The sequence below is a fragment of the Nocardia sp. NRRL S-836 genome (genome assembly GCF_001279525.1).
Lineage (GTDB): Bacteria > Actinomycetota > Actinomycetes > Mycobacteriales > Pseudonocardiaceae > Lentzea.
Window position 1 is genome coordinate 37063 of record NZ_LGDY01000110.1, and the last position, 14613, is coordinate 51675.

Sequence of the window (14613 nt, forward strand, 5' to 3'; positions counted from 1 at the left end):
GTGATCGTTGAGACCGCGTCTTTCCACCGTCCTCGTCAGGGGGCCGTCCATGGCACCAGCGCTGCGGAGCGAGGACGTCGTGCTGGTCAGCTGGGGTGCGCGGCCCCGTGCGGGCCAGGTCGTGCTCGTCCGGTGGGCGCACCGGCCGGAGCAGCTGTCGATCAAGCGGGCCTCTCACCTGGTGGACGGTGGGTGGCACGTCGTGGGAGACAACCCGTTCGCGAGCACCGACTCCGAGCAGCTCGGGCCGGCCGAGGTGCTCGGAGTGGTCAGGGCACGGTTGTGGCCGAGGCCGCGGTTCAGGCTTTGAGGGACGCGTACAGGGCCAGGCAGTCCTCGTAGCGGGGCAGGACGCCGGCCTCGTACGCCTCGGCCAGGGTGGGGGCGGCCTTGTCCTTGTCCGAGAGCAGGAACTCGAACTCGCGCGGCCACGGGAGGTCCAGTGCCGGGTCGAGTGGCGTGAGGCCGTGTTCGCCGGTCGGGTTGTACGGCGTGGAGCACAGGTAGTTCATGATCGTGTCGTCTTCCAGCGCGATCATCCCGTGGCCGAGGCCCTCGGACACGTAGACGGCGTTGGACTTCTCCGCCGTCACCAGCACCGCGTCCCACTGGGCGAAGGTCGGTGAGCCGACCCGGATGTCGACGACCACGTCGATGAACGAGCCGCGCGGGCAGAAGATGTACTTCGCCTGGGAGGGCGGGACGTCGGCGTAGTGGATGCCGCGGATCGTTCCGGCGCGGGAGACGCTGTGGTTCGTCTGGGCGACGCGCAACGGGTGGCCGACCGCCTCGGTGAACGCGGCCTCCTGGTACGGCGAGACGAACAAGCCGCGGTCGTCGGGGAAGGACCGGGGTGTGAACTCGAACGCGCCGTCGATTTTCAGCGAACTCACCTGCATGGCGTCACTCTAAGGCGTCATGTTTTCTTGACCGATCGGGTGCTTCCTGCCTGCATAAACCGACCGGTCGGTGCAGAAAAACGGACGGACGTCTTGCTGCATGCCCTCTGACCTGCGGAAAAAGTGTGATCCCCGCCGCAGACAGCTGCGTTCGTCCCTGCCACACTTCGCTCACCCGCAGCGCTCGGGCTGGTCTCCGGCACAACTCGTCGGAGGGCATCGACCGAGTTTCCAGGCCCCGTGTACCCGGTGTGACAACGCTGGGCCGGTGCGCCGTTTGGTGATGAGCCCACGTTGGGCCACTACGCCGCCCGCACCGCAGGAGGGACGCCGTGACAGCAGTGAACGAAGCCCGTACCGAGAACTCCGATCCGACGCAGCTGACGGACGAGGAGATCTTCACCGCGCACCTGGGCGGGAAGCTCGAGGTCGGCGCGACCGCCTCGCTCGCTGACCCGAAAGCGCTGTCCATCGCGTACACGCCCGGTGTCGCACGGGTGAGCAACGCCATCGCGCGGGACGCGAGCCTCGCCGCGAAGTACACCTGGGCGCACCGGCTGGTCGTCGTCGTCAGCGACGGCACCGCGGTGCTCGGCCTGGGCGACATCGGCCCGAGCGCGTCGCTGCCCGTCATGGAGGGCAAGTCCGCGCTGTTCAAGACGTTCGGCGGCCTCGACTCCATCCCGCTCGTGCTCAACACGACGGACGTGGACGAGATCGTCGAGACCCTGGTCCGGCTGCGCCCGTCGTTCGGCGCGGTCAACCTGGAGGACGTGTCCGCGCCGCGCTGCTTCGAGCTGGAGCGGAAGCTGATCGACGCGCTCGACTGCCCGGTCATGCACGACGACCAGCACGGCACCGCCGTGGTGTCGCTGGCCGCGCTCAACGGCGCGAACACCGTCCTGGGCAAGCACATCGGCGACCAGCGGGTGGTCATCTCCGGTGCGGGCGCCGCGGGCATCGCGATCACCAAGATCCTGCTCGCCGCCGGCGTCGGCGAGGTCACGCTGCTCGACTCGCGCGGCATCGTGCGCAGCGGCCGGGCCGGCCTCAACCCGGTCAAGGAGGAGATCGCGGCCGTGACGAACGGCAGCGGCCTCGACGGCGGTGTCGACGTGGCGCTGCGCGGCGCGGACGTCTTCATCGGCGTGTCGTCGTCGAAGGTGTCCGAGGACCTGATCGCGAGCATGGCCGACGACGCGATCGTGTTCGCGCTGTCCAACCCCGACCCCGAGGTGCACCCGGAGGTCGCCGCACGCCATGCCGCGATCGTCGCGACCGGCCGCAGCGACTTCCCGAACCAGATCAACAACGTGCTCGCGTTCCCCGGCATCTTCCGCGGGGCGTTGGACGCGGGCGCGCGCCGGATCACCGAGGGCATGAAACTCGCGGCGGCCGACGCCATTCTCGCCGTCGCGAAAGATGATTTGGGCCCAGACCGAATTGTTCCGTCCGCTCTCGACCCGCGGGTCGGGCCCGAGGTCGCGGCGGCTGTCGCGGTGGCCGCGAAAGCCGACGGAGTGGCCTGATCCGCACTTCCCGATCACGCAACCATTTGCCACCCTTTTGCATCACGCGGTTGAGCGGAACCTCGAACGTGGCTTTTCGTTAACCCGCACAGGGGTGGGCGATGACGCTCCGAAGCGCTACCGTCCCTCTCCTCGGGTGTTCACCCGAGGAGAGGGTTCGTGTTTGCCGCCGTTCGGGTGCCGTTGTCGTGCCCACCCGAATTGCCGCGGGCGGCGGATGCGGGAGAGGGTGGGCCGGTGCCCAAGTGGGTAGGACGCGCGACGGTGGTGAACGGCCGTGCCAGATCGGCCGGTGCTCAGAACAAGGGGAAGCCGCCCGTGACGCTGGACGGGCTGACCCTGCCCGACGCGCCGTCGTTGCTGGTCGACGCCAAGGGCGTGGTCATGCAGGCGAACCCGGCCGCCGTCGAGCTGGCCGGTGCCCAGGGTGCCGACGACCTGGTCGGGCACCCGCTCGGTGAGCTGCTCCTCGGCAACCAGGCCGACCTCCGGCTCGCCCGCGCGGACGGCACCCAGCTGCCGGTGCGCGTGGCCAGGCACGCGGTTCCGAGAACGGGGCTGCAGGCCGTCCTCCTGATCGACGTGTCCGACCTTTCCGCGGCGGCCGACGCGCTGCGTGACGAACAGCGGCGGCTGCGCAAGGTCCAGCGGGTCGCCGAGCTCGGGTCGTGGGAGTACGACCCGGAGACCGGCCTGACGGTGTGGTCGGACACCCACTACGAGCTGCTCGGCGTCGACCGCGCCGCCGTCGTGCCCGGCGCCCAGGCCGTGCTGGACGTGGTGCACCCCGACGACTACGACATGGTCGCGTCGTACTGGCAGGGCCGCGAGATCACCGGCGACCCCATAGACATCGAGTACCGGATCGTCCGCCCGGACGGCCAGCTGCGGTGGATCCGCGGGGTGGCCGAGGCGCGGCTGACCGACGAGGGCCGGCTCGACAAGATCACCGGCTACATCCGCGACATCACCGAGTCCAAGCGCGCGGCCAGCGAGCTCGCCCAGGAACGCGCGCGGCTGCTCGAAGCCCAGCGCATCGCCCGCATCGGCAGCTGGGCCTACGAGACCGGCACCCGTGCCGTGCACCGCAGCGAGGTGCTGCTGGAGATGTACGCCGAGCTGGGCATGACCCCGGACGACGACCTGCTCTGCGGCGTGCACCCGGACGACCGCGAGGCCGTCACCGACCTGCGCCACCGGCTGCTGCACGCCCAGGACAACGACCCGGTCGAGGTCGAGGTCCGCAGCGAGTACGGCGACCGCGTCTACATCTGCCGCGCCCGCGCCGAGATCTCCGCGTCCGGCCGGATAGAGCGCTTCCACGGCACCATCCAGGACGTCACCGAGGCACGCGCGCTGGAACGCCAGATGCGCGACGACCGCCGGAGACTGGCCGACGCCCAGCAGGCCGCCCGGCTGGGCACGTGGGAGTGGAACCCGGCGACCGACGACACCGTGTGGTCGGACATGCTGCGCGAGCTCTACGGCCTGCCCGACGACGCGGCCAGCCGGTACGAGACCTACCTCGACCTGGTGCACCCCGAGGACCGCGGCTGGGTCGACGACCTGTGGCGCCAGCTCGCCCGCGACGAGGTGCCCGTGCAGTGCGAGCACCGGGTCGTGCGCCGCGACGGCCAGACCCGCGTGTTCCGCTGCCACGGCATGGTGGTCCGCGACAACCACGGCAAGCAGCTCGCCGTCGGCACCGCCCAGGACGTCACCGAGCAACGTGCTGCGGAAGCCCGCATGAAGCGCTCCTCGCAGCGCTTCACCGACCTGGTGTCCGTGACGCCGGTCGGCATCGGCCTGTTCGACGAGGGCGAGCGCCTGGTCGACGCCAACGACGCCCTGTGCGACCTGCTCGGCATGGAGCTGGAGCAGCTGCGCGGCATGACCGCCGAGCAGCTCACCCACCCCGAGGACACCTCGCCCGGCCTGCAGTGGGCCGCCGAGCGCACGCAGAAGATCCCGCAGCGCATCCTCGTGCGCCCCGACGGCGAGAAGGTCTACTGCGAGCTGCACATCGCGCTGTCGGTGCAGGACGACGGCCGCCGCTTCTGGCTGATCGTGTTCCTCGACATCACCGAACGCCGCCGCACCGCGGAGGCCCTGCGCCACCAGGCCACCCACGACGAGCTGACCGGCCTGCCCAACCGCGCGCTGGTCAAGGAGATGCTCGGCAAGCTGCTGGACGGCCCCGGCCGGTCCAAGGTCGCCGTCTTCTTCTGCGACATCGACAACTTCAAGCGCGTCAACGACTCCCTGGGCCACGACGCCGGCGACGAGCTGCTGGTGGCGCTGGCCCGGCGCCTCGAAGGCGGACTTCCGGAAGGCTGCACGGCGGCGCGGTTGTCCGGCGACGAATACGTGATCATCTGCGAGGACATCGACTCCGTCGGCGGTGTCGACGCATTGGCCACCCGCGTCGCCTCGCTTTTGCGCACCGCGGTTCCGGTGCACGGCCAGCTGGTCCGCGTTTCCGCTTCGATCGGTGCCGCGGTGCCCAACGGTTCACGGGCGAATGGCGCGGATTTGCTCCGTTTCGCGGACGCGGCAATGTTCGAGGCCAAACGCAATGGTGCCGGTCGCGTTTCTCTCGCCTCGGCCGCGCTGATCGCTTCCGCCGACCGCCAAGTGCATTTGGAAGGCCAGCTCCGCGAGGCTTTGCAGCACGACGGCCTGGCACTGCACTTCCAGCCCGTTGTCGGCGTCGACGGCTCGGTGCTCACCGCCGAGGCCCTGGTGCGCTGGCCGCACCCGGACCGCGGCCTGCTGCCTCCGGACGTGTTCCTGCCGGTTGCCGAACAGGGCGACCTGATGCGCGAGCTCGACCGCTGGGTGCTGCGCACGGCGTTGAAGGAGGCCGCGACCTGGCCCGCGCCCGACGGCCGCCCGGTGTCGGTGGCCGTGAACCTCGCCGGACTCGTGCCCGGCGACCCCGAGTTCGTGGACATCGTGTCGACCGCGATCCTGGAGTCCGGCGTGCCGTGGGACCGGGTGGTGCTCGAACTGGTCGAGACCGCGCTGGTCGACCTGCCCTCGCGGGTCCGGCAGTCGATGGACGAGCTGGTGCAGCGCGGCGTGCAGTTCGCGGTCGACGACTTCGGCACCGGCTACTCGTCGCTGGCCCGCCTGAAGGACCTGCCGGCGCAGATCATCAAGGTGGACCGCCGGTTCGTGTCCGGCGTGGGCAACGACTCCTCCGACTTCGCCGTCGCGCGCGCCGTCGTGGACATGGCACGGGCGATGGGGCGCAAGTGCGTGGCCGAGGGCGTGGAGACGGCCACGCAGTTCCACGTGCTGCGCGGGGTCGGGGTGGACGCCTACCAGGGGTGGCTGTTCTCGCGTCCGGTGCCGCCGAAGGAGTTCCGCGCGCTACTGGCCCTCGGGCCGCTCCACATACCGCGCGCTGGCTGAGACCTCCGGCAGCAACGCCGCGATCCGGTGCTTCGGCAGGTCGATCAACCGCACCTCCAGGTCCTCGGAGTCGGCCGCGGCGTTGTCGACGATCTCGGCGGCCTGCCGCTTGGTCAGCACGCCCTGCGACGCCGTGATCAACGCCTCCCGCCACACGTTGCGCAGCTTGCCGTGGGCCTTCATCAGGACCTCGCGCACGACGCGGTCGCCGAGCGACAGCGAGCCGTGCAGGACCTGGTCGGCGACGACGACCGTGGTCTTGTTGTCCGGGTTGTTGCGCAGGAACCTCAGCGTGAACCGGGTCCGCACCAGCGACTGCAGCTCCTGCTGGCCCGCCGCCGACGACACCGCGGGGTGGTTGTTCGGCACCAGGCAGGCCAGGCGGGCGGGTGAGGAGGCCAGCAGGGTGCGCAGCAGCCACGGGCCGGGGTCGGCGAACAGGTCGACGGCCAGTGACGCGGCGCCCTTGCCGACCGGCTCTGCCCAGCCGGCGGGGCGGGGTTTCGGCGGGGGCGAGGACTCCGGGCGGGGTGCCAGTTCCGACAGCGCGGCAAGGGCTTCGCGGGACGGGCCGGTGGACTCCACGGACTGCGCGCCGTGGGTGTAGATGCGGGTGCCGCCGGTCACGGCGCGGCGGCCGGTGGGGCGGCAGACGTACAGGTCGGCGGCCGAACCGATGGCCTGCGCGCCGTCGAAGCGGTGGAACGCGGGCAGGATCGCCTCGAAGACGAGGCCGAGCTTCTGCAGCTCCTGCTGGACCTTCAGGCCCAGGGCGGGGGTGCGGTCGGAGAAGCCGTACGCGAGCAGCACGCGTCCGGCGGCCACGTCCTCCAGCGCCTCCACCGCGCGGCCGGCGAACAGGCCCATGCCCTCGGGCGTGTACGGCGGGTCGGAGAAGACGAGGTCGGCGGACTCCAGCACGGACGCGGGCAGGCCGAAGCGCAGGTCGCAGTGCAGGGTCCGGATGTTGAGGCCACGGGCGGCGGCGCGCGAGTCGATGAACTCCAGCAGGCGCTCGTCGAGGTCCACGACCGTGATCGCCACGTGCGGGTTCACGGCGGCGACGGCGAGGGACGTCAGGTCGTGGTCGCCCAGGCACAGCAAACGCTTGCCCGCCAGGTCGTAGCCGGAGTCCAGCCACACCGCGCGGTTCAGCGCGGTCTCGGCGGTGGCCTGCACGTGGTCCAACGAGGACAGCGGTGGTGGCACGTCCGCGATGTCGACGAGGATCTGGCGCAGCACGTCGGTGTGGTCGCGCACGCCGGTGACCGCGAACGCCTCGCGGTAGGCCCCGGCGAGCCGGGGCGCGATGCGGTAACGATCACCTGAAGATTCGACGTCGTCGCCGAGGGCCTTGAGCAGGTCCTGAACGGTGCGGCGGGGGACGGCGGGCAGGCGCACGAGCTCCGCCAGCGGGTGCCAGTCCTGGCTGAGCAGGGACAACACTTCGCGGAGCTTGCGCGCGTGCACGCCGCGGTCGGACAGCAGTCCGCGCACCTGGTCGATCGTCACAAGCGGTAAACCATACGGGCTGTCACATCGTGGAATGCTGTGCCGGGGTACGCCGAACGAGTTAAGGTCACAGGGATCTGCATCCAGGGCGGTCCGAACCGGGGAGACCGTCACGACCGGAGGGATCCGAAGGGTGATCGAGTTCCGGGCCGTCACCAAGCGGTTCGAGGACGGGACCATCGCTGTCGATCAGCTCGACCTCGCGGTCGAGGCGGGCACCATCACGGTGTTCGTCGGTCCTTCCGGGTGTGGCAAGACGACGTCGTTGCGGATGGTCAACCGCATGATCGACCCGACGTCGGGCACGATCCTGGTGGACGGCAAGGACGTGCTCAGCGTGGATCCGCCGACCCTGCGCAGGGGCATCGGCTACGTGATCCAGCAGGCCGGCCTCTTCCCGCACCGCACCGTCCTCGACAACGTCGCCACGGTGCCGCTGCTGTCCGGTTGGGACAGACGCAAGGCGCGCAGCCGTGCCGCCGAGCTGCTGGAGATCGTCGGGCTGGACCCGAGCTTCGGCAAGCGGTACCCGGCGCAGCTCTCCGGCGGGCAGCAGCAACGCGTGGGTGTCGCCCGCGCGCTCGCCGCGGACCCGCCGGTGCTGCTGATGGACGAGCCGTTCAGCGCCGTCGACCCGGTGGTGCGCGAAGACCTGCAGAACGAGCTGCTGCGGTTGCAGGCCGAGCTGGACAAGACGATCGTGTTCGTCACGCACGACATCGACGAGGCGCTCAAGCTCGGTGAACGGGTCGCCGTGTTCCAGACCGGCGGCCACCTCGCGCAGTACGCGCGGCCGACCGAGCTGCTCAGCGCGCCCGCCAACGACTTCGTGGCGTCGTTCGTCGGCAGGGACCGCGGCTACCGCACCCTGACGTTCCTGCACGCGGACGTGCCCGTGCACCCGGTCAGCACCGCGCGGCTCGGCGAGCGCGTCACCGTCACCGACTGGACACTGGTCGTGGACGAGCAGAACCGGCCGAGGGGCTGGCTGTCCGGAGTGGACGGTGAGGTCGAGGTGGGCGAGCAGCACCTGATCTCCGGTGGTTCCCTCTACGACGGCGGCACGCTGCGCGGCGCGCTCGACGCGGCGCTCAGCTCGCCGTCCGCGCTCGGCGTCACGGTCGACGGCGCCGGCGCGGTGATCGGCGTCGTGAAGGCCGACGACGTGATCAAGGCCCTCGCGAAGGCCCGCGCGGCGGGTGAGGTCCCGAAGTGAACTGGATTTTCGAGAACTGGGAGAAGTTCTGGGAAGTCACGCAGGTTCACGTCCGGCTCGCGCTGCTGCCGGTGGTGATCGGGTTCGTGCTCTCGATCCCGCTCGGGTGGTGGGCCAGCCGGTCGCAGCCGGCGCGCGCGGTGCTGTTCCCGCTCGCCAACGTCCTGTTCACGATCCCGTCCATCGCGCTGATCGTGATCACCCCGGTGCTGCTCGGCGTGAAGATCCTCGACGAGATCAACGTCATCGTGCCGCTGGTGGTCTACACGGTCGCGCTGATGCTCCGCTCGGTCGCCGACGCGCTCGCCGCGGTGCCGGGCAACGTCGTGGCGGCGGCGAACGCGATGGGCTACCGGCCGTTGCGCCGGTTCCTGACCGTCGAGTTCCCGCTGGCGCTGCCGGTCACGGTCGCGGGCCTGCGGGTGGCGGCGGTGTCGAACATCAGCATGGTCAGCGTCGGCGCGCTCGTCGGTCTTGGCGGGTACGGGCAGCTGTTCACCGAGGGCTACCAGAACGACCACACCGAGAAGGTCCTCGCCGGCCTGATCGGCACGGTGGTGCTGGCGGTGCTCGCGGACGGGTTGCTGCTGCTGGCCGGACGGGTGCTCACGCCGTGGGCACGGGCGGGGAGGTGAGCGATGGGCTGGCTCCTCGACCCCGTGCACTGGAGCGGTGACACCGGGATCCCGGTGCGGCTGCTGGAACACCTCGGGTTCACGTTCGTCACGCTGCTGATCGCGGCCGCCATCGCGGTGCCACTCGGCGCGTTCGTCGGCCACACCAGCCGCGGCGGTTTCCTGGTCGTCGGGCTGTCCAACGCACTGCGGGCGCTGCCGACGACGGCGGTGCTGATCCTCGTCGTGCTGTGGGCGGGTCTGGGCGACTTCCCGGTGTACGTCGCGCTGGTGCTGCTGGCGATCCCGCCGATCATGGCCGGCACCTACGCGGGCATCCGCGCGGTCGACCCGGTGACCGTCGACGCCGCGCGGGGCGTCGGCATGCGCGAGTCGGGCGTGCTGCTGCGGGTGGAGATCCCGAACGCGCTTCCCTTGATCTACGGCGGTTTCCGGGGCGCCGCGCTCCAGGTCGTCGCCACCGCCACCATCGCCGCCTACACCGGCGCCGGTGGCCTGGGCAGGTTCGTCTTCGACGGCCTCGCCCTCCAGGAATTCGGTCAGATGCTCGCCGGCGCGGTGCTCGTCGCACTGCTCGCCGTCCTCGTCGACCTGGTGTTCGCCGGCCTGCAACGGCTGACGGTCTCACCAGGGCTGCGTCCAGTGGGAACCGGAGGAAAGAAATGAAGCGCATCGCCACGGCTGTTGCTGCGGTCATGCTCCTGTCGGCGTGCGGTGGTGGTGGTGACCCGCTCTCCAACTCGGGCGGGAACAACCCGGCACCGACGGACACCATCGTGGTGGGCTCCGGCAACTTCCCGGAGTCGCGGCTGCTCGCCGAGATCTACGCGGAAGCCCTGTCCGCCAAGGGCGTGAAGGTCTCCAAGAAGCTCAACATCGGCAACCGCGAGCTGTACTTCAAGGGTGTCCAGGACGGCTCGATCGACCTGATCCCCGAGTACACCGGCGTGCTGCTCAAGCACGTCAACAAGAACGCGACCGAGGTGTCCTCCGACGAGGTCTACACGGCGCTGAAGAAGTCGCTGCCGCAGGGCCTCACCGTGCTCGACAAGTCCGCGGCCGAGGACAAGGACGCGGTGGTCGTCACCAAGCAGACCGCCGCCCAGTACAGCCTCAAGACGCTGGACGACCTCGTGCCGTACTGCAAGGAGATGGTGTTCGGCGGCCCGCCGGAGTTCCAGACCCGTCCCGACGGCCTGCCCGGCCTGAAGGAGAAGTACAAGTGCGAGTTCAAGTCCTTCAAGGCGCTCGACGTCGGCGGCCCGGTCACCGTCGCGGGCCTGAAGGACGGCACGGTGCAGGCCGCTGACCTGTTCACCACCGACACCGCGATCACGACCAACGAGTTCGTGGTGCTGGAGGACCCGAAGAGCGTCTTCGCGGCCCAGAACGTGCTGCCGCTGATCAACGAGAAGAAGGCGTCGCAGCAGGTCCGCGACGTCCTCAACGGCATCTCGAAGAAGCTCGACACGAAGGCCCTGCTCGACCTGAACGCGAAGCTGGCCTCGCCGGACAAGCCGGAGCCGGACAAGGTCGCGAAGGACTGGCTGGCTTCGGTCGGTCTCTGAGCCGCGAGACGTGGCGAGGGGCGGGCACCCCCAGGTGCCCGCCCCTCGCTGTCAGTCGGGCAGGACGAACGAGACGAGCAGGATGCAGAGCGTTGTCGTGGCGGCGAACGCACCGCCTGCCGCGAGGATCGCCACACACAGCCCAATCCGGTCCCCGGTCGACAGGATCGACAAGGGCGGGCAGGCCTACCGGCCTTGCTCGCACAGAGCGTTCGAGGACGCCGTCCCAAGAAGAGGCGTGACAGTCGTGAGCACGAGCGTGCAGGCGCTTACGAGGACGTTCAGCCACGTCACGAGGAGCGCAAGAGCAAGCCGCATTACCGGGATCACGCCGTGATAGTAGCTGCGAGAGCCTCATGTTCATGACCCTTAGGGCTCAAACGGTCGGGCGCTGAAGTACGTTCCCCGTCACAGGCGCAGGTCGGCGACCCGCGCGTTGATCGACGAGTACGTGTACACGTCCACGTACCCCAGCGAGTGGTTGACCCGGCGCATGTGCTCGTTGGTGCTGTTCGTCTGCGTCTCGACGCGCACGACCTCCGGCGGCAGCTGCTGCAGCATGTGCGTCTTCACCACCCGGCCGAGCCCGCGGCCGCGGTGTGCGCGCGTCACCACGGTGTCCCACTGGAACGCGGTGTCGGGCTCACCGCGGAACCGGCGCAGTTCGGTGAGTCCCGCGACCTCGTCGCCGTGCAGCGCGAGCACCACCCACAGGTCACCGCCGGAACCGAGGTGGTCGGCCTCCTCCAGGCGCACGCTCTGCGGGGTGCGGTTCAGCGTGTCGACGGCGAGGTCGTCACTCGGGGCGTCGACCATCGCGTTCAGGCCCTCGACGTAGTGGCCGAGGAACTCGTCCGGCACCGGACCCGTCCAGGTCACCAGCCGGTAGCCCGCGGGTACCTCGTCCGGCCGCGGGCGGTCGGCGCAGGCCAGGCGTTGCACGGTCCAGGTGATCGACGTGCGGAAACCGAGCTTCGCGGCGAAGTGCTCGCCGCCGGTGCCGTGGTCGACGCGGCGGGTCTCGATCACGGTCCGTCCCCGCAGCAACGGCAGTGCGGCGCGCAGCAGCGCCGTGCCGATGCCCTGGCGGCGGTGGCCGGGGCGCACGCTCGAACCGTAGATGGCCACGTGCGCGTTCTCCGGCTGGTCGGACAGCCGCACGGTCGCCGAGCCGACGACGCGGCCGTTGTCCCTGGCGAGCACGAAGTGGGGTGGGGCGAAGCTCAGCATCGACATCTGGACCGCCGCGACCCACCCCTCGTACGGCTCCACCGCGACCTTCTCGGGCCAGTCGTGGGCCGTGCACTCCACGCGCACGGCGTACAGGGCGCGCCGGTCGTCTTCCGGTATCCGCTCGAACTCGACCGCTTCCAGATCCATCACCAGCCGATCCAACCAAGGGCGTGACGGCCTGGCCACCGAATTGGGGCCTCCGGTCCCAGCGGAGGCGCCGGCACCACGTGGCGGCTAGACCGGCGCCGCGTGACCGCCGATCCGCAGCGTCAGGTCCTCGGCGGCCTTGCGGACCTCCTTGGCCAGGTCCGGCCACGTCTGGCCGCAGGGCGTGTCGCACAGGTGCCGGAACGTCAGCGTGATCGCCGCGATCGGCCGCCCGCCGTGGTCGAACACCGGCGCGGCCACCGAGGCGAACCCCGCGGTCACGAACCCGTCCTCGACCGCCCAGCCCTGCCGCCGTTCGACGGTCAGCAGCCGCCGCAGCGCCGGCAGGTTGTGCGGGCCCCGCCCGGTGCGGTCCACGAACGCGGCCACGGACGGGAACACCGCCCTGACCTGCGCCGGAGGCAGGTGGGCCAGCATCGCGCGACCGGACGCCGTCAGGTGCGCCGGGAGCCGGACGCCGACGTCGGACACGATCGACTGCGGCTGCCGCGGCTGCTCGCGGACCAGGTACAGCGCCTCGGCGCCGTGCAGGACACCCAGGTGGGCGACCTTCTCCATCCGGTCGGCGAGCTTGCGCAGCAACGGGCGGGCGAGCCGTTCGAGCGGGTCGTGGCGCAGGTAGGCGGACCCCAGCTCGAACGACGCCACGCCCAGGCCGTACCGCTTCTCCTCGGGGAAGTGCGTCGCGAACCCGGCCTCGGTCAGCTCCGAGAGCAGGTGGTAGGTCGTCGACCTGGGCAGGTTCAGCTCGCGCGCCACCGACGCCGCGGAGACGGGGCCCGGCCGACCGGCCAGCAGGCGCAGCACGGCGAGCCCTCGCCGCAGGGCGGGAACGTCACTGCTGTTGCCCACAACGGTGATTTTCCCACGTGATCCAGCCCACGCCGTTCCGCCATCAGTGCACACTCAACAGAACGGGCCGCCGGCGCGTTGGAGTGGCGTGACGGTTTTGAAGGGGGTCGGGATTGACACCGAGTTTCGATGACTTCGTGGCGGAACAGGTGACCCCGTTGCTGCGCTACGCCACCGTGCTCACGTGCGACCCCCACCTGGCCCAGGACGTGGTCCAGGAAGTCCTGCTGCGCGCGCAGCAGAAGTGGGACCGCATCGGTTCAGTCGACCTCCCTCACGCCTACGTCAAGCGCATGGTGACCAACGAGTACCTCTCGTGGCGCAGACGCAGGGCCGCCAAGGACGTCGCCCTCTGCACGACCACCCTGGAGTCCGTCACACCGCCCGTCGGGGACACGACGCACCACTACGACGAGCGGGAAGCCATGTTGCAGCGGATCGCCAGGCTGCCTCGCAAACAGCGGGCCGCCGTGGTGCTCCGCTACTACGAGAACTACGAGGACTCGGAGATCGCACAGATGCTCGGTTGTGCCGAGGGAACCGTGCGCAGCCACATCTCACGTGCGCTGGCCACACTCCGGATGGACCACACGCCGCAACCCGCTGGTGTCGGGATGCGGCTCGGGGAGGGCCTGTCGTGAACGACACCGAACAGTTGATCAAGGAGGCGCTCGGCCAGCTCGCCGAACGCACCCCGCACCCCGGGCCGACGCTCAACGCCCTGCGGCGCAAGCGCAAAAGGCACCGCAACGTCTTCCTCATCGCCACCGCGGGAGTCGCCGCCGCCGCTGTCCTGATCTTCACGGGACTCCTGGCCAGCGACCGCTACACCCCGCCGAGCAGCACCGACGCGGCCGCCGTGCTGGGCGGCGGGGACCAGGGCACGTCCAGGCTGCCGCTCAAGTACGCGCCGCACTGGCTGCCCACCGGTCACGTCGAGGTCTACCGGGACCTGCTCGAAGGCGAGCGCGCGTACGTGCCGGCCGGGGCGCAGGGCTACCCGTTCACCGACGGCGGCCCGCTGACCAAGGTCTTGAAGTCGAAGAGCAAGCCGGACACCGCGGGCTGGGACGAGGTGACCGTCCGCGGGCTCAAGGCGTGGGTGCACACCGTCCAGGGCCAGTCGACCGGTCCCACCGCCGTGGTGGTCTGGGAGGCGCAGGACTGGCTGAGCGTCCTGGTGCGCGGCACGGCGGACGTGCGGCAGGACGCGTTGCGCGTGGCCGAGTCGGTGCGCGCGGACGCCAAGGTCGTGCAGCAACCGTTGTTCACACTCGACGGTCACGAGGCGAACCAGGTGTGGGGGAGTTCGCCGGGTGACTGGGGAGCGCACCTGTTCCACGACGACGTCTCGGTGCAGGTCGGGACCCGCACGCCGGGTGTGACCGGGGCGCCGGTCACGGTGCGCGGCAAGCAGGGGGTCGCCGATGAGGGCCGGGTCGCCGTGCTGGACGGGCCGGTGTGGGTGACCGTCATCGGTGCCGTGCCGCAGGAGAAGCTCGTCGACCTGGCGAACAAGGTCCAGCTCGCGTCCTCTCCTGACACGAGCTGGATCGGCAAGGGCCTGTAGGGCCGCTGTCTGGG

The 14613-nt window shown here is 70.3% G+C and carries 13 protein-coding genes; 9 read left to right on the top strand and 4 right to left on the bottom strand.

Going from position 1 to position 14613, the window contains the following annotated elements:
- The first annotated feature begins 7 nt into the window (after positions 1–7).
- On the top strand, positions 8–310 hold the full coding sequence (locus ADL03_RS26510) for a S24 family peptidase (protein ID WP_255353405.1): 303 nt from the start codon (positions 8–10) through the stop codon (positions 308–310).
- Here ADL03_RS26510 and ADL03_RS26515 read toward each other — a convergent pair.
- Positions 300–899: a dTDP-4-dehydrorhamnose 3,5-epimerase family protein gene (locus ADL03_RS26515; RefSeq protein ID WP_053736265.1), complete on the bottom strand. Its 600-nt coding sequence runs from the start codon at positions 897–899 to the stop codon at positions 300–302. The genes ADL03_RS26510 and ADL03_RS26515 overlap by 11 nt on opposite strands.
- 332 nt (positions 900–1231) lie before the next feature.
- On the opposite strand from ADL03_RS26515, the gene ADL03_RS26520 reads away from it, so the two are divergent.
- Together ADL03_RS26520 and ADL03_RS26525 are read left to right on the top strand one after the other, a co-directional pair.
- Positions 1232–2428: an NADP-dependent malic enzyme gene (locus ADL03_RS26520; RefSeq protein ID WP_197288672.1), complete on the top strand. Its 1197-nt coding sequence runs from the start codon at positions 1232–1234 to the stop codon at positions 2426–2428.
- Between the two features lie 237 nt (positions 2429–2665).
- Positions 2666–5845: an EAL domain-containing protein gene (locus tag ADL03_RS26525; RefSeq protein ID WP_082373493.1), complete on the top strand. Its 3180-nt coding sequence runs from the start codon at positions 2666–2668 to the stop codon at positions 5843–5845.
- Here the strand turns inward: ADL03_RS26525 and ADL03_RS26530 are convergent.
- Complete coding sequence (locus ADL03_RS26530; protein ID WP_053736266.1) at positions 5804–7357, bottom strand: bis-aminopropyl spermidine synthase family protein; 1554 nt, start codon at positions 7355–7357, stop codon at positions 5804–5806. The genes ADL03_RS26525 and ADL03_RS26530 overlap by 42 nt on opposite strands.
- A gap of 133 nt (positions 7358–7490) precedes the next feature.
- On the opposite strand from ADL03_RS26530, the gene ADL03_RS26535 reads away from it, so the two are divergent.
- The 4 genes from ADL03_RS26535 to ADL03_RS26550 are packed head-to-tail and all read left to right on the top strand — an operon-like array spanning position 7491 to position 10776.
- On the top strand, positions 7491–8573 hold the full coding sequence (locus ADL03_RS26535; RefSeq protein ID WP_053736267.1) for an ABC transporter ATP-binding protein: 1083 nt from the start codon (positions 7491–7493) through the stop codon (positions 8571–8573).
- The gene (locus ADL03_RS26540; RefSeq protein ID WP_053736268.1) at positions 8570–9208 is read left to right on the top strand and encodes an ABC transporter permease; all 639 of its coding nucleotides are present in this window, start codon (positions 8570–8572) and stop codon (positions 9206–9208) included. The genes ADL03_RS26535 and ADL03_RS26540 overlap by 4 nt, the downstream gene beginning before the upstream one ends.
- Before the next feature lie 3 nt (positions 9209–9211).
- The gene (locus ADL03_RS26545) at positions 9212–9874 is read left to right on the top strand and encodes an ABC transporter permease (protein ID WP_053736269.1); all 663 of its coding nucleotides are present in this window, start codon (positions 9212–9214) and stop codon (positions 9872–9874) included.
- Positions 9871–10776 (top strand): ABC transporter substrate-binding protein, encoded by a 906-nt coding sequence (locus ADL03_RS26550; protein ID WP_053736270.1) that lies wholly within the window; start codon positions 9871–9873, stop codon positions 10774–10776. Before ADL03_RS26545 ends, ADL03_RS26550 begins: the two co-directional genes overlap by 4 nt.
- A 408-nt stretch (positions 10777–11184) precedes the next feature.
- On the opposite strand, the gene ADL03_RS26555 is transcribed toward ADL03_RS26550, so the two are convergent.
- Together ADL03_RS26555 and ADL03_RS26560 are read right to left on the bottom strand one after the other, a co-directional pair.
- Entirely contained in the window at positions 11185–12156 is a 972-nt protein-coding gene (locus ADL03_RS26555; RefSeq protein WP_053736271.1) for a GNAT family N-acetyltransferase, read from the bottom strand.
- Positions 12157–12243: 87 nt separating this feature from the next.
- The gene (locus tag ADL03_RS26560; protein ID WP_053736272.1) at positions 12244–13029 is read right to left on the bottom strand and encodes an IclR family transcriptional regulator; all 786 of its coding nucleotides are present in this window, start codon (positions 13027–13029) and stop codon (positions 12244–12246) included.
- 113 nt (positions 13030–13142) lie between these two features.
- Between ADL03_RS26560 and ADL03_RS26565 the strand changes: the two genes are divergently transcribed.
- A complete protein-coding gene (locus ADL03_RS26565; RefSeq protein ID WP_053736273.1) occupies positions 13143–13670 on the top strand; it encodes a SigE family RNA polymerase sigma factor in 528 nt (175 codons plus the stop codon).
- Complete coding sequence (locus tag ADL03_RS26570; protein WP_053736274.1) at positions 13667–14599, top strand: hypothetical protein; 933 nt, start codon at positions 13667–13669, stop codon at positions 14597–14599. The genes ADL03_RS26565 and ADL03_RS26570 overlap by 4 nt, the downstream gene beginning before the upstream one ends.
- Positions 14600–14613: the final 14 nt, after the last annotated feature.